The sequence below is a fragment of the Bifidobacterium thermacidophilum subsp. thermacidophilum DSM 15837 genome (assembly GCF_000426425.1).
Taxonomy (GTDB): domain Bacteria; phylum Actinomycetota; class Actinomycetes; order Actinomycetales; family Bifidobacteriaceae; genus Bifidobacterium; species Bifidobacterium thermacidophilum.
The window spans coordinates 67,870-94,208 of record NZ_AUFI01000006.1 but is presented as its reverse complement, the minus strand read 5'-3'; the positions used below and the strand labels follow the sequence as shown (position 1 = coordinate 94,208).

The following is a 26,339-nucleotide window of genomic DNA, read 5'->3' as shown; positions in this document are numbered from 1 at the left end:
GAGCAAAACCGCCAAGAGGTCATCTTAGCGGGTACTCGCGATTTAGTCCAATCGAGTTCCGCCACACGCGTCATACCGCCGAAAATCGGAGTGTCGAAATGGCGCGGGCACCGACGCAACTGCAGCATCGGTGTAAACGACAGATGCCCGGCCACGACCCACGCCGTGACCGGGCACCGCACCCCCTACCGGGAATCAGCCAATCCACTCCTTGAAGTAGCGCATGCCCTTGGCCAGATCCTCGTCGGAAAGCGCATAGGAGAAGCGCAGGTAGCCGGGAGCGCCGAAGGCCTCGCCCGGAACCGCGGCGACATGGCCTTCGTCAAGCAGCAGCGCGCCGAATTCCTGCGACGTATGGGCAACCGAACCGTTGGCGCCCAGCGGCTTGCCGAGCAGTTCCTCGATATTCGCGAACGCATAGAACGCGCCGGTCGGCATCGGGCAATGCACGCCCGGAATCTCGTTGAGGGCGGCGACGATGGCGCGACGGCGCTTGTCGAAGGCCTCACGCATCGCGGCCACGGCGGACAGGTCGCCGGCGACGGCGGCGAGCGCGGCACGCTGGGAGACATTGGCGACATTCGACGTCATATGGCTTTGCAGCTTGGTCTGCGCCTTGGCGACCTCGAGTGGGGCAACGGTCCAGCCGACGCGCCAGCCGGTCATCGCATACGTCTTCGCCACGCCGTTAAGCACGAGTAGCTGGTTGCGCACTTCGGGCACCTCGGCGCCGACATAAGCGGTCTTCACGCCGTCATAGTTGAGGTGTTCGTAGATTTCATCGGAAACGACCCACACGTGGTGTTCCACGGCCCACTCGCCGATTGCCTTGATGGTTTCGCGGCTCCACACGGCGCCGGTCGGGTTGGACGGTGAGGTGATGATGATTGCCTTGGTGCGATCAGTACGCGCCGCTTCGATTTTGTCGATATCCGGTTCGAAGCCCTGCTCGGCGCCGGAGAACACCGGAACCGGCTTGCCGCCGGCGAGCTTGACGACCTCAGGATAGCTGGTCCAATACGGGGCGGGGATGATGACTTCGTCACCGGGATTGAGCAGCAGCTGGAATACCTCGTACACAGACTGTTTGCCGCCGTTGGTGACCACGACTTGGTCAGGCGAGACCTCGTAGCCGGAATCGCGCAGCGTCTTGCGCGCGATCGCCTCACGCAGCTCGGGCAGACCGGCCGTCGGAGTGTAGCGGTGGTTCTTCGGGTCACGGCATGCAGCCGCCGCGGCGTCGACGATGTAATCAGGGGTGGGGAAATTCGGCTCGCCCGCACCGTAGGCCACGATGTCGATGCCCTGCGCCTTCATCGCCTTCGCCTTCGAATCGACAGCGAGGGTCGCGCTGGGGGCGACATTGTTGACACGGTCGCTCAGGTTCTGCCAGTCAGCCATAGTCATGGCTTCTACTGTAATCGCTACGGGCGAAAACCGTCCCGCTGCCGCGACACGCACTCGTACGGCGCAAACGGCACGGTCGCGGTATGGCCGCCGCCAACGGGACGCCGCCATATGCCAGACACAGCATGAAATCACGAAACGACAGTCACGAAATGGCAGTCACGAAATGGCAGTCACGCCGCCACTCCAATCGCGCGAAGCATATGATGACGATTCGTGCGAATCCCACAAATCGCGCAAATCCCACAAATTCCGTAGATTACACAAGAACGAGATTATCGCGATGCACAAGCGGATGCGCGTACTCGTCGCCGAAGAAACGCCGCAGCTGCGCGGTGTTGCGCCCCAGCATGCGCGGGATTTCCTCGGAATCGTAGCCGGAGAGCCCCTTGGCAATATGCTTGCCGGACTCGTCGTCGATCCAGATCGGGTCGCCTGCGGAAAAATCGCCGCGCACCTCGAGAACGCCGGCGCTCAGCAGGCTCGCACGGCCGGCACGCACGGCTTGTGCGGCTCCCGTGTCCACGACAAGCACGCCACGCGGATGCGACGCGAATTTGATCCACAACCGCCTCGACGAACCACGCCGCTTGATGGGCGCGAACGCCGTACCCACCGGGTCGCCCATCAAGGCCGGACCTGCATTCGCAGCGCAGGTGAGCACCGCGGGAATGCCAGAGACCGCGGCCATATGGGCGGCTTCCAACTTGGTGACCATGCCTCCGGTACCGACGCCGGAGGAGCTGCCCGCGACTTCGACCTCATTGAGCGCGCGCTCAACATCGGGTACGAAGTCGATTTTCTTCGAACCGGGTTGGCTCGGGGGCGCGGTATACAAAGCGTCCACGTCAGTGAGCAGCACGAGGGCGTCCGCGCGCACGATATTCGCCACCAGCGCGGACAGGCGGTCGTTGTCACCGAACCGGATTTCGTTATTCGCCAGGGCATCGTTCTCGTTGACGACCGGCACGACGCCCAAATCAAGCAGACGATCCAAGGTGCGCTGCGCGTTGTGGTATTGCGTCGCCCTGATCGTGTCCTCCGCGGTGATGAGGATTTGGCCAACCCGGATGCCGAAACGGCTGAACGACACCTCATACCGGGCCATGAGCAGTCCCTGGCCGACGGATGCGCACGCCTGCTGCGTCGCGATATCGGCCGGCCGACGTTCGAAGCCGAGCGGCCCGAATCCGGCAGCGATAGCGCCCGATGACACGAGGACGATGCGCGCCCCTTGCAACCGCGCGCATGCGAGTGCCGCGACCAGCGCGTCCAGTTTCGCCGGGTCAAGATGCCCCGAAGGCTTGGTCAGCGAACTGGAACCGACCTTGACCACAATAGTCTGCGCTTGCGCGATGGACCGTCTGACTCTCTCATGCGTGGGCTGTGCCATTACTCCCCGGCTTCCTCGCTGTCCTGCTCCTGGTCGTCGCCGTCCTCGCCACGTCCGAACAGGCTTTCGCGGTCATGGCGGTCGTCGTCCACGCTCGAATCGGCCCAATGGCCGGCTTTGCGTTCCGCCATCATCGCCTCGCGCACGGCCGCGCGGGCATCCATCATCTCGTGGTATTCGCGCCGGCGTTCCGCATTCGTACGGCGCTGGGCACGCGGATCATTCGCCTCGAGACGCAGATCCTTGCCGCGCGAACCCAGTTGCGAGCCGTCCAGCATCTCGGCACCCGCCGCGATGGTCGGATCCCAGTCAAAGGCGACCGCGCGGTCGCCCCGCCCGATACGCACCTCGTCGCCCGCATGCGCGCCTTGGCGCCGCAGCTCGTCCTCGACACCAAGCTTGGCCAGCCGATCGGCGAGATAGCCGACGGCTTCGTCATTGTCAAAGTTCGTTTGGACGACCCAACGTTCCGGTTTGGTGCCGGTGACGGTGTACCACACGTCGCCGTTGCGGTTCGTTTCGCGTTCGACTTTGAAATCAGCCTCAGCGGCCGCAGCAGGGCGTCTGCGACCCTTGCGTTCGAGCGGCTTGATGACGACGCGCTCGTCCTCCTGCTCCTGCTCGCGGCGCGCAACCTCCTTGCGCATCTGGGTGACCAGCTCGCCGAGGGCATACCCGAGTTCTTTGAGGCCGGCGTGCGAGGCGGTGGACACCTCGAACACGCGCAACCCCATCTTCTCGAATTCGGGACGCACAAAATCCGCAAGTTCCTTGGCTTCAGGCACATCGACCTTGTTGAGCACGATGATGCGCGGACGATCGGGAATCGGAATCGCACCCACCGGCAGCTCCAGCTTGTCCGCGTACTGGGCGAGCTCATGTTCGAGCGCGTGGTAGTCGGACACCGGGTCGCGGTCAGGTTCGAGGGTCGCGCAATCGATCACATGCACGATGATTTCTGTACGCTCGATATGGCGCAGGAACTCCAAGCCAAGCCCCTTGCCTTCGGAGGCGCCCGGGATCAGACCCGGCACATCCGCGATGGTGTACCGGTAATCGCCAGCCATGACCACGCCGAGATTCGGCACCAGCGTGGTGAACGGATAATCGGCGATTTTCGGCTTGGCGGCGCTCATTGCCGCGACCAAGCTGGATTTGCCCGCCGAGGGGAAGCCAACGAGCGCGACGTCCGCAATTGACTTGAGCTCGAGGACGACATCGCGTTCCTCACCCGGCTCACCAAGCAAGGCGAAGCCCGGAGCGCGACGCGTACGGTTCGCCAGCGCGGCATTGCCGAGCCCGCCCGCACCGCCCGCAGCGGCGACGAACCGGTCACCCACATGTCGCAGATCCGCAAGCAGTTCGCCGGGGCGCTTCGTCTGGCCCTTGGCACCTTTCGCGGTGAAAATCATCGTACCGACCGGTACCGGCAGGATCAGGTCCTTGCCTTTCGAACCATCTTTCGTATCTCCCAAGCCCATGGTGCCGCTGTCGGCTGTGCGGTGGGGAATGAACCGGTAATCCAGCAGGCTGTTCGCGTTCTCATCCGCCACGAAGATGACGGAACCGCCGTCGCCGCCATTGCCGCCGTTGGGGCCGGCAAGCGGCTTGTATTTCTCGCGCCTGATGCCTGCGGAGCCGTTGCCCCCGTCGCCGCCCTTGACATGGACGGTCACCCGATCAACAAAATCTGCCATAGTGTCACCTTACGTCGTCCGACCGCCGGTGAACGCACAAGACGGACGGGAATTCATGGATAATCAACGATACCGCCATACCGCGATATCATGCGCGATGCGCCCTAAGACTGAGCCCGCAGCGATACGGGACCACCGTCACGACGCGACGCACTGGAACAGGCGCGTCACAAGCCGCGCCGGAAGTCACCCCGAAAACAGCACCGCGAGCAGCACTGGGCAATAAAAAAGCCGCGTCCGACAACGGGCGCGGCTTCAGGTATTGATGCGTCAGGCGGTGACGACGTCGACGACCTTACGGTCACGACGAACACCGAACTTCACGCTACCGTCCTTGAGGGCGAACAGGGTGTGGTCCTTGCCCATGCCGACGTTCTCGCCGGGATGGAACTTTGTGCCGCGCTGACGGACGAGGATGTTGCCAGCGAGCACGGACTCGCCGCCGAACTTCTTCACACCGAGGTATTGAGGCTGCGAATCGCGCCCGTTACGTGAGCTGGAAGCGCCCTTCTTATGTGCCATGATCTAATTCCTTTCGGTCCTCAAGAACGCTCAGGCGATCTCGGTGATCTTGACGAGGCTGAGCTTCTGACGATGGCCCTTGCGACGGGTCACGCCAGTCTTGTTCTTGTACTTCATGATGTTGATCTTCGGGCCCTTGGCTTCGTCGTTAACGACTTCGCCCTTCACGGAGACCTTGGCAAGGTCCTTGGCGGCAAGGGTGACCTTGGAGCCGTCGACTACGAGCGCGACCGGGAACTCCACGGTATCGCCCTGCTTTGCATCGAGACGGTTGACCAGGATGACGTCACCGACCTCGACCTTTTCCTGATGGCCACCGGCCTTCACAATCGCGTACATATTCCGTTCCTTATGTTGTGGAAAGCTTACTGTCCAGCGCGTTCGAGCCTCCGGCCAGACACCAACTATCAAAACTACACCGACCCGCATACATCCGTCAAGTCGATGAAACAACGCGTGTCAGCCTTCGGACACCGGTCTCGTATCGGTGCCCGAAGGCCGTCAGTCACCGTTCGATGGCACCGTCCGTATTGCCGGCATCGACTGCCGCGTCTGCCGAGTCATCAGCCTGTGAGGCGGCATTGTGCTCGGCGCGTTCTGCGTTCTCGGCGTTCTCGGCGTTCTCGGCGTTGTTCGCTGCGACCGCCGCCGCGGCGATCTGTGCAAGTTTCGCCTTGACCGCCGGGCTCGAGCCCTTCGGCGCTTGTACCTCGGGAGTGTCATGGCCGTGCTTGTTCGTCTTGACGAACGGATCGCCGCCCTTCATCGCGTACGGATCGTCATACTCGGCACTGACCGTCGGCTCGTCATGGATGATGAAGCCGCGGCCCTTGCACGTCGGACACTCCTCCGAGAAAGCCTCGACCAAGCCCTGGCCGATGCGCTTGCGCGTCATTTGCACCAAACCGAGCGAAGTGACCTCGGCGACCTGATGCTTGGTACGGTCACGCGCCAGGCACTCGACCAAGCGGCGCAGTACCAAGTCACGGTTCGCAGGCATCACCATGTCGACATAGTCGATCATGATCATGCCGCCGATGTCACGCAGACGCAGCTGGCGGGCGATTTCCTCGGACGCCTCGAGATTGCACCTGGTGACGGTTTCCTCCAGGCTCTTGCCCTTACCGATGAACCGGCCCGTGTTCACGTCGATCGTGGTCATTGCCTCGGTGCGGTCGATGACGATTGAACCGCCGGACGGCAGGTATACCTGACGTTCCATGCCCTTGCGCAGCTGGGAATCAATCTGCCACTTGTCGAACACGTCCTTGCCGCCATGCTCCTCGGGATCCCACTTGACCAGCTTGTCGCGCAGGTCCGGGGCCATCGTGTCGAGATATTCCTCGATCCGCTCGTACACGCGGTCGCCCTCGACGATCATCTGGGAGAAATCGTCGTTGAAGATGTCACGCACCACCCGGATGGCGACATCCGGCTCACCCTGCAGCAGCTTCGGACGCTTGCCGTGCAGATACAGGTCGCGCTTCTCGCAAATCTTGTCCCACTGCCGGCGCAACGCCTCGAGATCCTTCTCAATGGCCTCCTCGGAAGCGCCTTCAGCTGCGGTACGGATGATCACACCCATATCCTTCGGAGCGATCTTCGAAACGATGGACTTCAGGCGAGCACGCTCACGGTCAGGCAGCTTGCGGCTGACGCCCGTCATGCCGCCGGACGGTACGAGGACAAGGAAACGGCCTGCGAGCGTGACCTGCGAGGTCAGACGCGCACCCTTGTGACCGATCGGGTCCTTGGTGACTTGCACGAGCACCGGGTCGCCTGACTTGAAGGCGAGCTCGATGCGGCGCGGCTGGCCTTCAAGACGCGTGGTGTCCCAGTTGACCTCGCCGGCGTACAAGACGCCGTTACGCGGCTGGCCGATATTCACGAACGCCGCCTCCATGCTCGGCAGCACGTTCTGCACGCGGCCGAGATAGATGTTGCCGACGGTGGCGACCTCCTGGATGTCGGAGACGTAATGCTCAACCAGCACGTTGTCCTCGATCACCGAGATCTGCGTATGGTGGCCGCGTTCGCGCACAACCATGAGCCGGTCGACATGCTCGCGGCGGGCGAGGAAGTCCTGCTCCATGATCTGGTTCTGGCGGCTGCGCTCACGACGGTTGTCGCGGCGACGCTGCTTTTTGGCCTCGAGACGGGTGGAGCCTTCGACATCGGTGATTTCGTCGATGTATTGCTGCTTGCGGGAACGGCGGACTGGCTCTTCGCTTTCCTCCACGCCCTTACCTGAACGACGGCGACGACGGCGACGGGTGACTGTTGTATCCTCGTCCTCGTCACGGTGGCGGTGGCGCACCTCGAGGATCTGCTCGTTGTCGTCCTCGGACTCCTCGCGGGACGACCGGCGGCGACGGCGACGGGTGCGGGTGTCCTGAGCGTCCTCATCGTCATCGGCATGGTCGTCCTTGCGTGAGCCGTCGGCGTTCCGATTACCGGACATCACTTCGGCGATCGGGGTATAGGCGATGTCGTCGTATTCGAGGTCTTCTTCAATCTGTTCGACCTCGGCGGCGGCACGACGCTCCTGTGCATTCAATCGGCGGGAACGTCGGCCGCGACGAGGTTCGTCTTCTTCCCGATCGTCGGCGGCGGACTCGTCGCTGCTGTCACGGCTGTCACGCGAATTCGCACTCTGATTGGAGCGTTCGCCATCACGTTCCACATCATCTTCACCGCGGCCGCGACCACGACGCGAGCGGCTACGGCGAGTGCGGCGAGGTTCGCGTTCCTCGTTACGTTCGTCACGCCCATCACGCGCATCACGATGGTCGGAATCATCTTCGGATTCCATGTCATCGGCGTCGGAGGCGGATGCCTCGGAAGACTGACGCGACGGCAGCACCGGCTCCTGGAAGAGCAGGGATGTCATCGGCTTGGAACGGCGATGCGTCCGGGTGGCGGACGGCGCTGCATCCCCATGCTCGTGGGAGAGGGAATCAAGCGCATCTTGGACACGCTCATCCGGAGTTTCCGTGTCGGCTACGCCATGGCCGCCCAGAGCGGCAGTATCTGCGACAGGCTGCGCGGACGGCTCATCATCGGCAGCGATACGGGTACGACGGCGGGACCTCGTTGAGGTGCCCTGCGACCCTGCCGCGCGGGAAATCCGGCGGCGGCCACGGTGCGGCGCATGCTGTTCCCCGTCCGTTTCAGTATCTTCCGTTGCGTTGTCCGCAGACGCAGTGTCGCGCACAGGAGTCGGATCAATCGCCGGCTCTTCGAACAACGGCTTGGGGTGCTCCTCAACCTTCAGCGCAAGGTCCGCGCCTGCGGCCCCTGCGCCACGCACGACACGACGGCCTCCGCGACGCCGGCGAACCGGGGCCGAGAACGTCTCAGACGAAGCCGCCTGATGCTGTGCCGATGCTGGGGTCGTGTTGGTCTGCTGCTGCGCTTCGCGGGATTCATTCGAATCGTCCGCAAAGCCCTGTTCTTCTGTTCTGGGCACAATGCTCCTCGCGATATGCTGCAGCCATATCGCCTTTTCCCGGCCCCGCACAGTGGTCACACCGCGCTCTCACCGCGGCCGCGCACCATTCGCGCCCATACGGGGCAATACATACAAAAGTCTAGCTGCGCGACGGCGGACACCGGCGCTCGCATTGGCCACCATAGCCGGATTGCGAGGGAATCGACGCCATCAAACGCATGACGGCTGTTGCAGAACCGTCACACTCAAGTATGGCACAAAAAATGCGAAGCTCGCGCACAAGTCGAAAAATCGGCAGTATTGTTCGTGCTTGCGGCGATTATGCCCTGACCACGCGTGAATACGCCAGGATTGCGCTGAGCACACACCGAGATTGTGCAGGTATTTCGCGGTGCCTACTCGGTGCCTACTCGGGGAATGCACGGAACTCGTGCTGGAATCGAGGACTACGCCAGCCAATCCAGCAAGATGGATGCCATACGCGTCAATTCGCTGGCTGCAACCTGCTCATCATGCTTATGGGCGAGCAACGGACTGCCGGCCCCGAAATTGACCGCCGGGACACCGAGCTGAGCGAAGCGTGCGACATCAGTCCACCCAAGCTTCGCCTGTGGATCGCGGCCAGTACGCTCCTTGACCAACGCGGCGAGCGAGGCGGCGAGCGGATCGTCCATACCGGGGCGCGCGCTCGGCGACTCGTCCTTCATCTCGATACCGAAGCCCGCAAACATGCCGCCGGTCGCCACATGCTCGCCGTTGCCCAGCTCGGCGCCCGCGTCCGCGCCCATCATTAGCGCCTTCGCCTGTGCAATCGTCTTGTCGGGCGCGAAACGGTAATTGACATGGACACGGCATTCATCGGGGATGACGTTCGTGCCTTTGCCGCCGGAAATCAGCGTTGCGTTGACGCCTTCGCGATATGTCAGCCCGTCCACGGTCACGTCGTGCGGCTCGTACGCGTTAAGCGTATTGAGGATCGGTGCCGCCTTATGGATGGCGTTCGAGCCCATCCAGGCGCGGGCCGAATGCGCCGCCACGCCGTGCGTGATCACATCGAAACGGATGGTTCCGTTGCAGCCGCCTTCGATGCCGCAATCCGTCGGCTCGCCGATCACCGCAAAATCGCCCTGAATCCAATCAGGATGGCTTTCTGCGACCTTGCGCAAACCGTTCTTCTCCGCCGCGACTTCTTCATGGTCGTAGAACACAAAGGTGAGATCGTATTTCGGATTCTTCAGATTCGCCGCGAGATACAGCATCACCGCATCCGAGGCTTTCATATCGGTGGCACCCCGCCCCCACATCACTCGTTCGCCAGGGTATGCGGCGGCGATGTCCTCGCGGATCAGCGGATCGCCCGGTTCCAGCCAGCGCGGCGGGAAATTGTTGATTACCGGGACCGTGTCCAGATGCCCGGCGAGGACCACCCGACGCTCCCGGCCCAGATTCGTGGACGCGACCATGGTATCGCCATGCCGCCGCACCGTCAGATGCGGTTGGCGGGACAGGAACGCCTCGACCTCGTCAGCCAACGGGCCTTCGTCGTCGCTGACGGAATACCGGTTCATGATATCAGTGAACATCCGCTCGATTTCGGTACGCATTCGCTCGGTTTCGCTGTCGTTTCCACCGTTATCCGTCATTGTCATATCATCCTCCGTCAATCAGGGAAGGCCAATCGGGAAGACCGGCATGCGCGCCTCGCAACCCACGCCACCGCCAATACCCGCCTATTTCGTCATATCTCATCATCGCAAAGGTCATGGATACCCGCACGGAATGTCTCAGATTCCCGTTTTTCAGTGCGTTTACGGGGTGTCCTGCCGGCGATGCCCGTGATACGAGACCATGGACGCGCGCCACACCGCAAAGACGGATACTGGAGTCGAGACGCACGCCAGAAGGCCATCGTCGCCGATGACGCTTACCATGCGAAACGCGGAACCGGTATCGCAACCGTGTCCGGATAGCGGACATGCTGGCCGCAAGGCTTGGAGCATCGGACGGGACAAACATCAAGACGAGGAGAGGTGGGAATGCCAGGTTTACTGAGCGCCATGGAAGGATTCTGCGTGATCGGCATCGTGATCGCAGTCGGGTATGTGGCCGCCCGCATGCAGATCGGCGGGTCGAGCGCGCAGATGGTGCTCAACAGGTTCAGCTTCTTCATTTCCAGCCCCTGCCTGATGTTCGCAATCCTGTCCAAAGAGAAGATTTTCGCGATTTTCCACTCCTCGATTTTCGTGGCGTTCTTCTCAGCCATGCTGGTCGGACTGGTGTTCCTGATCCTCAACCGGCTGTTCTTCCACATGAAGGCCGCGGACGCGACCATCGGCGCGCTCAACTCGCTCTACCTCAACTCGAACAATATCGGCCTGCCGATCGCCACATACATTCTCGGAAATCCCGCACTGGTCGCTCCGATTCTGGTCATGCAGCAGGCGATTTTCACCCCGGTGGCACTGACCGTGCTGGATGTGACCACCAAGGGCGAGGTGTCCATGAAACGCATTCTGTCGCAGCCGTTGCACCAGCCGCTGCTCATCGGGTCGCTCGGTGGCATCATCGTCTCGGCGATCACCGCGAAAACCGGGCATTTCATCATCCCTGACTTCATCTACGACCCAATCAATATGATCGGCGAATCCGCGGTGCCGATGATCCTCATGGCTTTCGGCATGTCGTTGCATGGCACCAAGCCGATGCAGAACAAGAGCGATGTGCCGGCGACCGTCACCGTCGCAGTGCTGAAGAATATCGTCATGCCGATTATCGCGTTCCTGCTGTCGTACTACGTGATGGGCTTCCGCGGCGCGACCCTGTACGCGTGCGTGGTGCTCGCGGCCCTGCCAACTGGCCAGAACGTGTACAACTATGCGGCGCGGTACAACGTGGGACTCACCTTCGCGCGCGACGGCATCCTGCTCAGTACGCTGACCAGCCCGATCTTCATCGCAATCGTGGCCGCGCTGCTGTCCTGAACCCTGTTGCGACCCTAAGCCCAAGTTCCTGTGGGAGTGGTGTCAGCGGCCCTGGTTGGCGGCGGACAGGATGCGCAGACGGTCTGAGAAGCGTTGCCAGTCGGTGCGCATCGCGGTCAGGAGTTTACGGTCGGTCACTTCGTCAATCGGAATCCAGGCGATTTCCATGCTTTCATCGTCGTTCGCCCGCAGATGCACCTCATGACCGGGCTTTTCGAAGGCGAACACCGTGGTGTACGCCCACGGGCCATGGTCCTCGCGGTAAGAGCCGACCACCTCGATATCTTGCGGAGTGATGTTCGCTTCTTCGAAGCTCTCGCGCAACGCCCCTTCGATCGGTGTTTCATTGTCGGCGATTGCGCCGCCCGGAATGCCCCAAGTGCCGCCTTCCGCGCTCCACTTGGCGCGATGTTGCATGGCCACGTGCGTGACCTCGCCCGTGGCATCCCGCCGAGCGAGCAGGATTCCCGCGGCACCGTGCGTACCCCAATGCCGGCGTCCGCATGCGCAGGAAACCCAACCGTCACCGGGCTGGTGCACGTTCTCCACCGGAGGCGGGGTGCTGTCGGGATGCTGATCAAGTTCTTCCGGATTCGGGGCGTGCGGCTTGACATTCCACAGATCCGTCCAGCTGATATCAAGTTTGCTGACGAGACGACGCAGCAACGGCAAGCTGATGCCGATGACACCATGCGGGTCGCCATCGATCCGGTCGATGAACGCGCCGCCAAAACCCTCCAACGTGAACGACCCGGCTACCTCAAGTGGCTCGCCGGTGGCGATGTAGCGTTCAATGTCCTCATCGGTGTAATCGCCGAAATACACGACCGCACGGCTCGCATCCTGTACCGTCCGGCCAGTGGCGAAATCGATGACGCAATGACCGGTCCACAGCTCCCCGCTGCGCCCGCGCATGCGGCGGAGGCGTTCCCGTGCAGTGGCTTCGTCATGCGGCTTGCCATAGCATTCACCATCGAACAGGAACATCGAATCACAACCGACAATCAACGGGCCGGGGCCGGAACCGTTCAGCCCCTCACTGCCATTGACCGGCGTGTCAATCGGCTCGACACGAGTAGGCGGGGTGATACCGGAAAAATCGCGGGTGATGGCGCTTGAGGCCACCGAAGCAGGTTGTCCCGTACCCGCGTCAGATGATCCTGATGCGGCAGGGGCTTCGGTTGCGTCAGCGGAGAGTTCTTCATCTGTACGACGTTGCGCGCGCACCTCTTCGGCTTCAAGCGGGTAAGCGATTACGCGCTCGCCTCTTGCCGCCTTTGACGTGTCAGCGACCGCTCGGTACGCTTCGTAGACCGCATTCGCCTTTGCACGGGCGAGGATAGCGACACGATGGCCGACATCAAGCCGCTCGACGGGCACGCTGAGCTTGCTGGCAGCCTGTTCCAACGCGGCAGGCTCGTCAACATGCGAGACCTTGATGGTCGGGCAGATCCCGGCGGCGTACAGCACGTCACGTCGGGGCTTGGATTGGGAAGCCAGAATGATCGATATCGTCATTGTTCATACCTCCGATTCGAATGGCGCCGAAGCCGCCTCCAAGTGTGCACGTATTCCCCAAACACATCCGCCGTTCTGCCGTCGTGACTGGTGTATGCCACGACAGGCCGGACACGGCGTTGGGCGCGATGCCAGATTAGCTGCGCCGAACAGTCACTCCAGTGGTGTTGACCGTCAGATGCAGTACGCGCCAATGCCCGGAAGCCAGCTGGTCGCCGGCAATCCGTTCGATGTCGGCACGGGCGTCGCCATCATGTAACACCAGCACGCACGGACCTGCTCCGGACACCGCCGCGGCATAGCCGTGGTCGCGCAACGACTCAATCAGCTCCCACGAGGGGGCCATAAGATCCTTGCGGTACGGCTGATGAAGGCGATCCTGGGTGGCGCTGAACAAAACGGCGTTCGCGTCAAGGCTGCCGTGAAGCACACCAGGATTCATGGCCCCCGGCAGCAGGCCGACGCGGGACACGTTGAACACCGCGTCACGGTAGGGCACGGATGCAGGCAGCGCCTGACGTGCCTTTTCAGTGGACAGTTCGTAGTCCGGCACGAACACAGAAGCGTGGATGTTCTCGCTGACCGGATAGTTCACGGTATGGAATCCGCCGGAGAGCGGCTCACCGCCCGGCACGCGGGTGGAGCCGACGCCTTCCGGTGTCTGGTAATCCCAAGACACCGTCAAACCGCCGTACACGGCCGGGGCAACGTTGTCGGGATGACCTTCAATGGTGGCGGCCAGCTCAAAGACCGCGTCACGATTGAGGTCGCCTTCTTGGGCGAATGCCGCGGCGGCGGAGATGCCGGCTACAATCGCCTCGGCGGATGACCCCATGCCTCGCGCCTGCGGAATGCGATTATGCGCTTCAAGCGTGAAACCGAGCCTTTCCAATCCAAGCGTGTTGCACGCTTTACGGAAGGTGGAGACCACGAGATTCGTTTCGTCGCGCGGCAGCGTGTCTTCCCCCTCGCCGTCGATGAGCACGGTGACGCTATGGTCGTTGGTATCGTCCTTCAATGTGAAGGTCAGCTCGTCGTAATAGTTGAGCGCCAGGCCGATGGCGTCGAATCCGGAACCCAGATTCGCGCTGGTCGCCGGTACCTGGACATGGACTTGCTTGGCTACGGGGATCATGGTCATCCTTCCGCGGGCAGTGGGCATGCGTGCCGACTGTTCCGCCGATTGTCGGTTGTGCGTTGGTTGCGGTAAGTCCCGGATGCCGGCCGCCGTGAAGTCACGATCAGCCGGCATCGGCGCCGCGGATTGCGCGGCTTCGGTTCAGTCGAGCACGCGCAGGATGGACGGCTCGCCGGAGACGCATTCGAGCTTGCATACGGCGTCCACCGTCTTGCGCAGCGTGACCTCGTCGCACAGATGGGTGACGATGCGCAGCTGCTGCAGCTCGCCCGAATAGCCCGGATCATGCTGGGTGGGCTGGAGGTCCTGGTTCACGCCGTTGATGGAGATGCCGTGGTTCGCGAATTCCTCGGCGATCGAAGCGAGCACGCCCGGCTTGTCGTGGATGAGGAAACGCACGGCGAATGCGGCCTTGGACGCATCCGCCGGGGCAAGCGGCAGGATGTTGTACGTCTGGATACCAGTCGCGGTGGTGCCGGACACGATGTTGCGCGCGGCCATCACCACGTCGCCGACAACGGCGGAAGCGGTAGGCGCGCCGCCTGCGCCACGGCCGTACAGCATGATGTCGTCGGCTTCCTTCGCCTTGATGAACACGGCGTTGAAGCTGCCATGCACAGAGGCGAGCGGATGGTTTTCATTGATGAGGGCTGGGTAGACGCGTGCGGACACACCGGCTTCATTGTGCTCGACGACGGCGAGCAGCTTGATGACCTTGTGCTCGGCGGTCGCGGCGGCGATATCGGCCGCGGTGATCTTGGTGATGCCCTCGACGGACACGTCGTCGATGCCGACCTGGGTGTGGAATGCAAGCGTCGCCATGATGGCGGCCTTGTTCGCGGCGTCATAGCCTTCGATGTCACCGGTCGGGTCCGCCTCGGCGTAACCCTTCTCCTGTGCCTGATGCAACGCCACGTCGAAGTCGAGGCCCTTGGTGGTCATCTCGTCGAGGATGTAGTTCGTGGTGCCGTTGACGATGCCCAGCATGCTGTTGATCTTGTCACCTGCGAAGGATTCGCGCAGAGGGCGCACAATCGGGATTGCCCCGCCGACCGCGGCTTCGAAGAAGATGTCGACGCCGTGCTCCCGTGCGGCCTTGTAGATTTCCTGGCCGTGCTTGGCGAGCAGCGCCTTATTGGCGGTTACGACCGAAGCGCCGGATTCGATGGCTTTGAGCACGAATGTGCGTGCCGGCTCGATGCCGCCAATCAGTTCGATGACGATATCGGCGCGGGTGCACAGCTCCGCAGTATCACGGGTGAGCAGGGACTGGTCGATCCACGGGTCGTTGACCGGGTCAAGCGTGGCGATGCCGACGATCCTATAGTCGCGGCCGATGCGGTGGACCAGCTCGTCATGCTGCTCAACCAGCAGACGCGCGGTCTGCGAGCCGACGGTTCCCGCGCCAAGCAACGCAATGCGAATGGGGGCTTGATTGTCTTGTACCACAGTGGATCCTTCCCGTGAGCTCGCAGCCACTGCACCAGATGCCGGCGGGGCCGCGATGCGTCGTCATCATCCTTGCCCATGGTACCGGGACAAGCTGACGTTTCGCCGAATATGCGTGCCATGCGACCTGTGGATCACACCGCAGCCGGACACCATTCACGAACCGCGATTACAACGAGGGCCGCGCCGACCTCCACGGTCGATGCGGCCCTCATACGCTCCCGATGACGATCCGATGTCAGCCCAGATCGTAGCCGAGCAGATCGTCGATGGTCTGGCGGCGAAGCATCACATGCGCCCCGGACGAGCTGACCGCCACCACCGCGGAGAACAGCGCCTGGTTGTAGTTGCTGGCCATCGTTCTGCCATACGCGCCAGTCACGGGGACGGCGAGAATGTCGCCACGCTTGAGGTCCGCCGGCAACTGGCATTCGTGCACGAGGATGTCGCCGGATTCGCAGTGGATGCCGACCACGCGCGACAGCATGGTGTCGGCGCTCCCCCGCCGGTTGGCCACGCGAGCCGTGTAATCCGCGTCGTACAACGCCGGGCGGATGTTGTCACTCATGCCGCCGTCCACCGACACGTAGGTGCGTTCGTTAATCGGCGAGCCGTCCTTCGCTGTGGTGCCTTCGGGCAAACCGACGTGCTTGATGGCGCCGACGCGGTACAGGGTCACGCAGGTCGGGGCGACAATCCAGCGTCCCGGCTCGAAGGAGATGACCGGCATGGGCATGCCGAGCGCACGGTTGATGGCGGTGACCGCCGAAGCGAGACGCCCCAGCTCCAGGTCGATGTCCATCGAATCCTCGCCTTCGGTGTACGCCACCGAATACCCGCCGCCCAAATCGACTTCCGGCAGCGTGTAGGCGTCGGTCGCATAGAAGGTCTTGCGCAGCAGCATCATGCGCTTGGCCGCCTCGATGAACGCGTTCGCGTCGTGGATCTGCGAACCGATATGCGAATGGATGCCGACGAGTTCCAGATCGCCGGGATACCGGTACAGATCCTTCAGTACAGCGAGCGCAGGACCGCGGGCGACCAGGTCCATGGCTTCGGCAAGCGCGGCGTCCCGCTTGCTGATGCCGGATGCGTCGAGGTCGTAGGGCGAGCGCATATCGTATTGCAGATCTCGTTGCCCGCTGTGTCCCACCGTATGGGTGTCCTGGCCGGCGTGCGCTGTGGCGTCCGCGCGGCTTGGCGTGTGTTCGTTCTCCTGTGCGATCAGGTCGTCGAGTACCTTAAGCGCGGACGGATCGGTGCCGGCAGGCAGCAGGGACATACCGAATTTCTGGTCCTCGTGCGCGGTGGAGATGTATTCGTGGCCGCCGGCGTGGATGCCAGTGGTGACGCGCAGCATGACGCGTGCGGTTTTGCCCAAGCGATGGGCGATGCGCGCGATGCGCGCGGGTTCGTCCGGGGCGTCGACCACAATCTTCGCGAAGCCCTCGCGGATGGCGAGTTCGATTTCCTCGTCCGACTTGTTGTTGCCGTGAAGCACGAGACGACGCCCGGGAACACCCGCAGCGAGCGCGATGCGCATCTCGCCCATCGTGCAAGTGTCGACCAGCATGCCGGCGTTCGTCACCAGTCGCAGCACTTCCTTGGACATGAACGCCTTGGCGGCGAAGCTCACGTGGGTTGTGGCGTTGGAGAACGCGGTGGCGGCCGCATGAACGAAGTGATGCGCGCGGGCATCGATGTCATCGGTGTCCATCACGTACAGCGGCGAGCCGAACTCGTCGAGCAGGGATTGCGCGCTGCGGCCGTGGAAAGTCAGGGCGCCGTCACTGTCGATTGAGCAGCCTGCCGGCCATACCTGACCCAGTCCTGCAGTTGGCGTGGTTGGCATGTTGGATTCAGTCATATCACATCTTCTCCGGTGCGTTGACACCCAGCAGATCAAGGCCTGCGGCGATGACGGTACGGACGGCGTCGTTGAGCTTCAGACGCGCGGCGGCGCGTGCCGGTTCGGGGCTCTTGGCGACGCGCAGCGCTTCGCGTTCAGCTTCGGGTTTGCGCTCTTCGAGGTCGGTCAGCGGCATCGGTACGACGCGTTCGACGTTATACCACTTGTGGTATGCGGCGGCGAGTTCCTCGAGATAGTGGGCGATGCGGTGCGGGGCACGCAAATCGCCGGCTTGGGCGAGCGTGGCAGGCCACTGGGCGAGCGCGGCGAGCACTTCGCCGTCGGTTTCGGTGTCCAGCAGAGCGAGGTCGGCGGTGGTCGGGTCGATCTGTGCCTCGGCCGCGTTACGGTCCACATTGCAGCTGCGGGCATGCGCGTACTGCACGTAGTACACCGGGTTGTCGTTGCTGTGGGAGGCCAGGAGGTTGAGGTCGATGTCCACGCTCGTGTTGTAATCGGTACGGGCGAGCGAATAACGGGAGGCGTCCACGCCGATTGCATCGACCAGATCATCGATGGTGACGACGTTGCCGGCGCGCTTGGACATGCGCACGGCCTTGCCGTCCTTCATCACGTTGACCAGCTGGCCGATGAGGATCTGCATGTTGACGCCAGGCTTGTCGCCGAAAGCCGCGCACATGGCCATCATACGGCCGATATAGCCGTGATGGTCGGCGCCCAGCATATAGATGGCCACGTCAGCCGGGTCGGTCTTGCGGTGACGCTTGTTGTAGTAGTAGGCGATGTCGGCTGCGAAATACGCGTAGTTGCCGTCGGATTTGATGATGACGCGATCCTTGTCATCGCCGTGCTTGGTGGAGGCGAACCAGGTTGCGCCATCTTTTTCGAAGATGTCGCCCTGTTCGCGCAGCTTGGCGATCGCGCGCTCGACCTCGCCGTCCTGATACAAGCTGTTTTCGTGGAACCACACGTCGAAATGCACGCGGAAGTTCTTCATGGATTCCTGGATTTCAGCGAACATCATCGGGACTGCGCGCTTGCGGAACTCCTCGCGCTGTTCAGAATCGCCTTCGCCGAGCGGCTCGCCGTCTTCGTTCTTGCCGCCGTCGACACGCGGCAGGGCGAGGATATCCACGCCATCGGCTTTCGCCTCTTCGATCACACGCTGGGCGATTTCGTCGATATAGGCGCCCTTGTACCCGTCGGCGGGGGTTTGTTCGCCGTGGGCCGCGGCGACCAAGGACTTGGCGAAGCGGTTGATCTGCTCACCGTGGTCGTTGAAATAGTATTCACGAATGACTTTGGCTCCGTTAGCTTCGAGCACGCGGGCCATAGAGTCGCCGACTGCCGCCCAACGGGTGCCGCCGATATGGATCGGGCCGGTGGGGTTCGCGGAGACGAATTCAAGGTTGAGCGTCTGGCCGGACAGGTGGTCGTTGCGTCCAAACTGCGCGCCCTGTGCGAGGACGGCGTCCACAATCGCCGCGGCGGATGCGGAATCGAGCGTGATGTTGATGAAGCCGGGGCCGGCGACCTCGACGGTGGCAATGCCGTCTGCCGATTGCAGGCGCGCGGCGAACAGCTGGGCCAGATCGCGCGGCTTCACACCCACCTTCTTGGCCAGTTGCATGGCAGCGTTCGACGCCCAGTCGCCGTGGCTGCGGTCCTTGGGGCGCATGACCGCGAATTTCTCGACCGGCGGGATGAGATCTTCGGTCAGGCTGCCAGCTTCACCGGCGGCGACCAGATCATGGGCAATATGGGAAATGAGTTCACTGAGCGCTTCTGGATTCATTCTTCAAAGTCTAGCGAGGGCGTTGGCCAAGTGCCGCTGCAACCGCCGCAACCATCGTCATCGCACATGTGAGCGTGGCCATCGCGGACAATCGACAGGCCGGGCTCTCAGACGACGTCCGGAATGTTTTCCTCGTCGTGCCGGTCGCTACCGCGCGTCAGGCGCGCCCGCAGATAGTACACGCCATAGCACAGGGCGATGAAGGGAATCATGTACAGCAGCGTGGAGCGTTGCGACGGGTCGGCGACCACCAGGACCAACGCAAACAGGCACATGACTATCGCGATAATCGGCACTGCCGGGTAGCCGGGGGCATGGTAGGCGAGCGAATCCACGGTTTTGCCGGAACGCTTGAGTTCGCGGCGAAAGAGGATATGGCACACCGCCACCGACATCCAGACGACTAAAGTCGCCAAACCGGAAATCGCCACGAGGGCAAGATAGACCGTCGAAGCGGCGACCACGCTAGACAGCAGGGCAAGCAGACCACCTGCGAGACTGACCAAGACGGCGAAAACCGGGACCCCATGGAAATTCGTTTTCGCGAGGACCTGCGGAATCATCCGTTCCTTGGCGAGCGACCACACCATGCGCGAGCAGACGTACAGTCCGGAGTTCGCGGCGGACAGCACCGCGGTCAACACGACGAAGTTCATGACGTCGCCAGCGAATGGCATGCCGATGCTCTGGAACACCAACACGAACGGGCTGGTACCCACGCCCGACTGTTTCCACGGGATGAGCGCCGCCATCACGGCGATTGAACCGATAAAGAAAATCGCCAGGCGCAACACCGTGGTGTGCACGGCTTTCGGAATCGCCGTATCAGGGTCTTTGGTCTCCCCCGCGGCGACGCCGACGACTTCAGTGCCGGAGAAAGCGAACACGACGGTCAGCAGCGTGGAGAACACCGGCAGGACCCCGTTGGGGAACCAGCCGGAACGGTAATAGTTCGAGAACAATGGGGCATGGCTGTACCCCTTGATTGGGATGATGCCGAACATCGCCAGCAATCCGATGACGATGAACGCAACGATGGCGAACACCTTGATGCTGGCAAACCAGAATTCCGATTCGCCGTAGAGTCTCACGGACAGGATATTCAGTGTGAACACCACAAGGATGAACAGGGCGCTCCACACCCATGCGGGCGAGTGCGGGAACCACCGCTGCATGAGCAGTCCGGCCGCCGTGAATTCCGAGGCGAGCGCCACCGCCCAGTTGAGCCAGTACAGGATAGCGATGGTGAACGCGGTGCCCGGCCCGATGAACCGGCGTGCGTACAAGTGGAAGCTGCCGGCGTATGGCATAGCGACCGAGAGTTCACCCAGTGAAAGCATCACACAGTAGACCAACACCGAACCGATGAGGTACGCGAGGATGGCACCAAGCGGCCCCGCCTGGTGGATTGTGTACCCGGAGCTGAGGAACAGGCCGGTGCCGATGACCCCGCCGAGCGAAATCATCGTCAGATGGCGTGATTGCATATTGCGTTCAAGCTGGGTGTCTTGGGCGGGAGAACCGCTCCGACCGGCATGCTCCGGCGCATCCATCGTATGGACAGATTCGTCTACGGTGTGTCGCAATGCGGGTTCACGTTTGGTTGTCACAGTTCTGCCTGATGCTCCTGTTTACGGTGTTCTGGCGAATGCGGCGGACGATATCCATACTCGTCCGCCGTCCCCTATCATGTCCGGTGCTCAACGCCACCACCGTAGCGTCCGGGCGGGAGAACGCCCGAACACCTCAACGGCGTGTGATGACCACGACGTGTTACAGCGCGGCGATGGCGTCGATTTCCACCAGCGCCCCGGCAGGCAGATCATTGCCGCCGAACGCCACACGCGCCGGCTTGATGTCGCCGTTGAACACCGCGGCGTAGGCGGCATCGATCTCATGGAAATCCTCGACATGCTTCATATAGATGGTGGCACGCACCACATGCGCGGTATCGGTTCCCGCGGCTTCAAGCACATTGGCAATGTTCTTCAACGCCTGTGCGGCCTGTTCGCCCGCCGTTTCACCCGCAAGTTTCCCAGTGGCTGGATCGAGCCCAAGCTGCCCGGAGGCGAAGACGAAGCCGTTCGCCTTGACGGCTTGGCTGTATGCACCAAGCGCGGCCGGAGCATGTTCGGATGTGACCTTGATCAGTTCGCTCATGTGGATTGCCTTCCCTGTGACATGTCGTGAAGCACGCCGGGCGATTGCCGGGCGGCACGGTCTGGTCGCGTTGTCACACAGCCTGACCACGGGTGTTCCATGGCAGAACCGGACCGTTGGCGCTCAGTGTACTCTCGGCGCGATCGCCGGGAACGTCACCGTTTCACCCCCTGATATCCCGATTCCGCCCGCCCCGCCGATCCGCCGTATGACGGACCGGCACGGACTGCAAATCACCAATGCCCGGCGTTTCGGGTGCCACCGGCGCCACCGACATCACCGGCGTCTGCGGCGAATCACCGTCAAGGCAAACATTCCCGCTGCGGACGCCGCCGCGAGCGAACCCAAGACCGCCACAGGAACAAATCCCGCGCCGGTATTGGCCAGCACGGTTCGTCTGCCGTACCAGAAATCCTCGGCGCGTACCGTATTGCCCCGGCATATGCCCTCCTGCTTGACCGCCGGTTGATCGTCAAAGGGGTTGTCGTCCACCAACGGGCAGGTCACCACCGTTGACGCAGTGACTGTGGCATGGTCCGCATGGTCGCCATCCACGCCCGTGAGCACGCCGGTCACATCGACGGATTGCCCGGGTTCGAGTACCAATTCGTCCCATTCCGTCGGATATCGCCATGTTCCGACTGACGCTTTGCCGGTCGTGACGGTATCGTTCAGCTGTAATCCGGTCACCGGAATGTCTCCCACATTGCGGATGCGGAACACCAGCGTCGTTTCCTCCCCGGTGATCGCAAGCGCCTGCTCGGCGGTGTCGCGGTCACCATTCTGCTCGCCTGAGGCCTCATCGAATTTCACCAGCTCGATCGCCCCACGTTCATGGATGGTGCGCGTCCACACCTCGTTGGATGTCCGTTCGACCCCATTAACGGTTTCCGTGAATCCGTTGGTGATGCGCTCTCCCGGCAGGACGCGCTGCATCTGGATGAACATCGTCCATCCCGCTGCATGGTCCCGGCCGCCTAGCACGCGTGCGCCCCGCCCCGTCAATGCGATGCGCATGGTACCGGATTGCTCACGGACGTCAAATAGCGGTTCGCTCTTGCCGTCGGTAGCGTCCCCGCCAGATACCGCATCGATCGGTGAACCGCCAGACAGCTCGCCATCCAGATGCCGTTCGATGATATCGCCTGCCGGAATCGTCTCGCCGTCAATGACCATGTCATGCCGCGCGACGACCGCCCACTGGCCGAGATACACGTCGTGCAGCTCATCATAATCGTCATCGATGCTCCACGAAGTGATGCCGTATGCCCGATTGGCGGGTAGGTCCGAAGAATCCAGCCGGTACAGGAATGTGGTGTGCAACGGCACATCGGCGCCATTGACGCTCTCCCCACGCATGGCGATGACCACGTCTTTCGACGGATTCACCGGTTGCAATGGCGTGACGACCGTCCGCGTATCCGTGCGAATGCTTCCGGTGACTTGGGTGGCGGTGTTGCGCACTGTGACGCCGTCGCCAACCGCGGTGACGGTCATCGGCAGCACGAGCTCGTACCGTTGCCCGAGCACCTGCTGGTCGATTAACGGGTCGGCATGCGGGTCGAGCGAAGCGGCTGCGTAGGCCTTCAGATCATCTGGCTGTCGGGCGGCGATGACCCGTCCCGTCGTACGGTCCACCGTGTCCACGGTCGCGAAGAACGCGTAGAGCGAGCCTCCCACGTCTTGGATGTTGAAGGCCTTCGTGCAATCATTGCCTTGTTCGTCGGTGATGCTGATGCGGTCGGTGTCAAGGGTGAGATAGCGTTCGTCGTAATCGTCGATGACGCCCAGACGCTGGACAGCATAGGCGCCGGATTGCAGATCGGACGCGTCAAGCATGACCCGGTAGTAGATGGTGTCCCCCAGCAAGGCGGTCCGCCCGTCAATGACGATGCTCGCGTCAGCCTGGGTCACGGTTTTCTCCGGAGTGATGCGCGGCGGCTCGATCACGACTCGATTCGACGGGGTCACACTGTTGTTGAGCCCAAGCGTCCACTGGTTGCCGATAAGCCGATTTGCCGGGGCATGCTCAGACACGACACCATCGAACTCGACCAGCAATCTGGGTGCCGTCTGAGTGTTGTTCCAGGTTCTATCGATGGTGGCACGGTTGAACACGATGCGGAACCTGTGATTGCCCCGATTCCAATCCACGGTGTAATGCTGCCGTCCGAACACAGTGCCGGTCGCCTTGTCACGAACAATGACGCTGTATTCGTCCGGTTCGAGGTACTGGTCATATTCGTCCACGACTTCGACATGCTCGAGCCGATATCCGAACCCCGTTTCCGGAGTAATGTCTGCACTGAGCGCATAGGTGACGCGCTGCCCCGGCATCGTCTTGGTCTGATCGATGGATGCGCGATCTCCGCCGTGCACCGCGTGGGCGAGCACTTGCTTGTTCGCGGGAGGCACGTACGCACACAACGGCGGTTTATTCGCCTCGACACGATGTGCGTTAACCGTGTGCGATCCATCGGCACTGAACGCTGCTCCCTGCGTCTGCGAGCACAATTGCACGGGCTGCCCGTCTTTCGCTTGGTAATCCTTACGCACCTGGACCGCGCCCTTGCCGTGCGCCAGATTGATTCGTCCCGGCACTAATAAGGTGAGTTGGCGATGAGAGCCCAGCCCTTGGACTGATTTGAGGTAGGACTGCGAGGCAACCGCACTCGCAGTGCCGTCTTTGATACTGATGGTGAATTCGCCTGTCACGTCCTTGCCCGTGCGCGCGATATCGAACACGCCAGACGCCCGCTCGTGTACCGTATCCGCCTGATACACGCGGACCGCTGATTCACCGTCCGCGTCGAACAGGTAATCTGCCTGCGACCAGCCGGTTGTCAGCTCCAGACGTTGCGGGGATTCAACCAGATGAGCCGGGATTACGGCATTGGTGGCGGCTGCCACGGCGTCACCGTCCAGCAGCGAGCGTCCGGCGGCTCCGACCGCATTGCCATGGTCGGGGTCGATGACCGCATCCCATTCGCCGTCATCACCGCGCAACGCCCATACCGTATCCGGTTGCGGCTTCCACGTGGGGAACTGCCGATCCTCAGTATTCTGCCCCGGCTCATCATTCCAATGCACGGTGGCGGTGTCTTTGACCAATCCGTGCCCCGGTGTGCTGACCGTGACATCGAATGAGAAACGGAAGGCATGGTCCTGCGGCAGCATGCCCGCCTCTGCGGACCATTGCGCGCTGACGGTGTGGGCGTCCCTGTTCCAGTCGAAGGTGAATTCGGCGGTGCGATCGGTTCCGTCCGTCATATCGGAAACCTGATAGTCACCTACCTGATATGACGTGTCACCGGGCGTGATTGTATCGACGATACCAAGGCGATAGCCTCCCCGTCCGGTTCCCGTCACGATATTCGTACGGTTGGTCATGCCGTCGGCGCTTACCCCGTCGTCGATGCTCTTGGTTGGAGCACCCGGGGCTCGTGACCCGACGCGGAAGCTTTCGGATGCCTGCCGGTCTTCAGTATTCACCTCCGCGGCCATCCATCCTTGCTTCGGCACGACGACGTCGAACCAGTAATTGCCTTCCTGCCAGCCGTCCCATCCGAAATCAGTCGGCACGAACTGCGGTGACTTCTCGGTTCCCGCATTCGGCACTCGCATGGTTTTGCCGATGGCGCGGGCGGCATGGATGCCAGCGGGATGCCCGTCATAATTCAGGAAAATCTGTGCATCCAGCTGTTCGTTGACTGGCGAACCGCCTGCATTGGTGACGATGGCGTCGTGAACCGGCGCAGTGTCACCGACGCTCATGCCCTCCGGAGCCTGCTGCTGCGTAGTGACCGAGAGCGGGTACTGTGTTGTCGGCTGCAATTCGTTGGCCGCAACACACACCACCTGGACTCCAGCCGGATACGCGCGACCGGTCGTTTCAATCTGCTCGTTGAACTGGTATCGCAGCCGGTTGATCCAGCCACCGTCCCAGCCGATGAGGTCGTTGCCCAAACCGTCGGCTGCGAGCCTGCCCCAATTCGTATCGAAACGCGCGCGGAAATCGCGTGGATTGGTGCCATACAGGCTCTTGTTCTTCAATGACAGCGCGACTCCCACTACACGCGCTTGCGTCGCTTCGCCATCGCTGCGATCCGCGATGGCATGCGACACCGCATCACGGCATGACCCGTAGAATTTCGGCTTGTTGCCTGCCCGCGTGGACAGCACCCCACTGCGTACCAAGGACTGGTACGCATGATCGATTGACGCTTCACCCCACCCCTGCGCCGGCGTGGAACCATACTGTTTGTTATCGAATAGGAACAACGCGTCATTGTCAGGCAGCGGACCTCCTGATCCGGATATTCCCGCGCCCTGCGAGCCTATGCCCGCCATGGCGATGCCAGGCGAGATGGCAAGTGTCATCAATGCGATGACCAACGTCACCGCTGTTATCGTGACGAATCGAAATCGGTTCATCATTCCCCCAAAACAACAGAAAGCACAACGCCGGAACGCCGCCGCTTTCACTATTCCCCCAATGGGCTTGCATTCTCCGGTGCCGGCACGCTCCCCGCCGTATACCAGATGAACGGTCATGGCCCGCCGCGAACTGCATCAACCGCACTTGGCTCCCCTCAAGCCTCATATGCCGGCAGGCGCTCGGATTCGCGAATCGGACGGCAATCCCCATTGCCGCCAAAACCCTTCAATCGCCAGCCTAGCATATCCACACGCCGGACACGACACCCGCCGGAATACAGCCGCCCGCCAGACACAACCCGGTGCTCACCCCCCATCGCACGCTCCGGCACGCCCCGCCGCACCCCGCCAAATCTCAATATCTCTGCAATTCCGCGGGATCGCAGAGATTTTCGAATCCGGCGAATTCTCCCGATATCGGCTCCAACGCCGGTTATCAAAAATCGTGGAATTCCAACCATTCCTATGGGAGATCATCTCGTAAGAAACCGAATCGCACTGGATTCCCGCACCTCGCGTGG

16 protein-coding genes are annotated in these 26,339 nt (G+C 62.1%); 1 reads left to right on the top strand and 15 read right to left on the bottom strand.

Going from position 1 to position 26,339, the window contains the following annotated elements; genetic code table 11:
- Positions 1-195: 195 nt before the first annotated feature.
- The 7 genes from K315_RS0100800 to dapE all read right to left on the bottom strand — a co-directional run bounded on the left by K315_RS0100800 (position 196) and on the right by dapE (position 10,074).
- Positions 196-1,401, bottom strand: coding sequence for a pyridoxal phosphate-dependent aminotransferase (locus tag K315_RS0100800; protein ID WP_029575769.1), 1,206 nt, complete (start codon positions 1,399-1,401; stop codon positions 196-198).
- A gap of 265 nt (positions 1,402-1,666) precedes the next feature.
- Positions 1,667-2,800 (bottom strand): glutamate 5-kinase, encoded by a 1,134-nt coding sequence (gene proB, locus K315_RS0100795; protein WP_029575768.1) that lies wholly within the window; start codon positions 2,798-2,800, stop codon positions 1,667-1,669.
- A complete protein-coding gene (obgE, locus tag K315_RS0100790) occupies positions 2,800-4,497 on the bottom strand; it encodes a GTPase ObgE (protein WP_029575767.1) in 1,698 nt (565 codons plus the stop codon). The genes proB and obgE overlap by 1 nt, the downstream gene beginning before the upstream one ends.
- A 270-nt stretch (positions 4,498-4,767) precedes the next feature.
- Positions 4,768-5,019 (bottom strand): 50S ribosomal protein L27, encoded by a 252-nt coding sequence (gene rpmA, locus K315_RS0100785; RefSeq protein WP_015451051.1) that lies wholly within the window; start codon positions 5,017-5,019, stop codon positions 4,768-4,770.
- Positions 5,020-5,049: 30 nt separating this feature from the next.
- Complete coding sequence (gene rplU / locus K315_RS0100780) at positions 5,050-5,358, bottom strand: 50S ribosomal protein L21 (protein ID WP_015451052.1); 309 nt, start codon at positions 5,356-5,358, stop codon at positions 5,050-5,052.
- A 166-nt stretch (positions 5,359-5,524) separates the two neighbouring features.
- Positions 5,525-8,488: an Rne/Rng family ribonuclease gene (locus K315_RS0100775; RefSeq protein WP_029575766.1), complete on the bottom strand. Its 2,964-nt coding sequence runs from the start codon at positions 8,486-8,488 to the stop codon at positions 5,525-5,527.
- 428 nt (positions 8,489-8,916) lie between these two features.
- Positions 8,917-10,074, bottom strand: a complete 1,158-nt coding sequence (gene dapE / locus K315_RS0100770; RefSeq protein ID WP_420796733.1) for a succinyl-diaminopimelate desuccinylase — start codon at positions 10,072-10,074, stop codon at positions 8,917-8,919.
- Positions 10,075-10,506: 432 nt separating this feature from the next.
- On the opposite strand from dapE, the gene K315_RS0100765 reads away from it, so the two are divergent.
- A complete protein-coding gene (locus tag K315_RS0100765; protein WP_029575764.1) occupies positions 10,507-11,451 on the top strand; it encodes an AEC family transporter in 945 nt (314 codons plus the stop codon).
- A 42-nt stretch (positions 11,452-11,493) separates the two neighbouring features.
- On the opposite strand, the gene K315_RS0100760 is transcribed toward K315_RS0100765, so the two are convergent.
- From K315_RS0100760 to K315_RS0100725, 8 genes are all read right to left on the bottom strand, one after another.
- Positions 11,494-12,969 (bottom strand): Maf family protein, encoded by a 1,476-nt coding sequence (locus K315_RS0100760; RefSeq protein WP_029575763.1) that lies wholly within the window; start codon positions 12,967-12,969, stop codon positions 11,494-11,496.
- Between the two features lie 136 nt (positions 12,970-13,105).
- The gene (gene thrB / locus K315_RS0100755) at positions 13,106-14,104 is read right to left on the bottom strand and encodes a homoserine kinase (RefSeq protein WP_029575762.1); all 999 of its coding nucleotides are present in this window, start codon (positions 14,102-14,104) and stop codon (positions 13,106-13,108) included.
- A 144-nt stretch (positions 14,105-14,248) separates the two neighbouring features.
- Positions 14,249-15,556 carry a homoserine dehydrogenase gene (locus K315_RS0100750; RefSeq protein ID WP_029575761.1) on the bottom strand — a complete coding sequence of 436 codons (1,308 nt, stop codon included), beginning with the start codon at positions 15,554-15,556 and terminating at the stop codon, positions 14,249-14,251.
- Between the two features lie 238 nt (positions 15,557-15,794).
- A complete protein-coding gene (locus K315_RS0100745) occupies positions 15,795-17,408 on the bottom strand; it encodes a diaminopimelate decarboxylase family protein (RefSeq protein WP_029575760.1) in 1,614 nt (537 codons plus the stop codon).
- A gap of 16 nt (positions 17,409-17,424) precedes the next feature.
- Positions 17,425-19,221: an arginine--tRNA ligase gene (gene argS / locus K315_RS0100740; protein ID WP_029575759.1), complete on the bottom strand. Its 1,797-nt coding sequence runs from the start codon at positions 19,219-19,221 to the stop codon at positions 17,425-17,427.
- A 107-nt stretch (positions 19,222-19,328) separates the two neighbouring features.
- Positions 19,329-20,774: an amino acid permease gene (locus tag K315_RS0100735; protein ID WP_044085674.1), complete on the bottom strand. Its 1,446-nt coding sequence runs from the start codon at positions 20,772-20,774 to the stop codon at positions 19,329-19,331.
- A gap of 220 nt (positions 20,775-20,994) precedes the next feature.
- Positions 20,995-21,381, bottom strand: coding sequence for a Rid family detoxifying hydrolase (locus K315_RS0100730; protein ID WP_029575757.1), 387 nt, complete (start codon positions 21,379-21,381; stop codon positions 20,995-20,997).
- Positions 21,382-21,657: 276 nt separating this feature from the next.
- A complete protein-coding gene (locus tag K315_RS0100725) occupies positions 21,658-25,818 on the bottom strand; it encodes an LPXTG cell wall anchor domain-containing protein (RefSeq protein WP_162142805.1) in 4,161 nt (1,386 codons plus the stop codon).
- Positions 25,819-26,339: the final 521 nt, after the last annotated feature.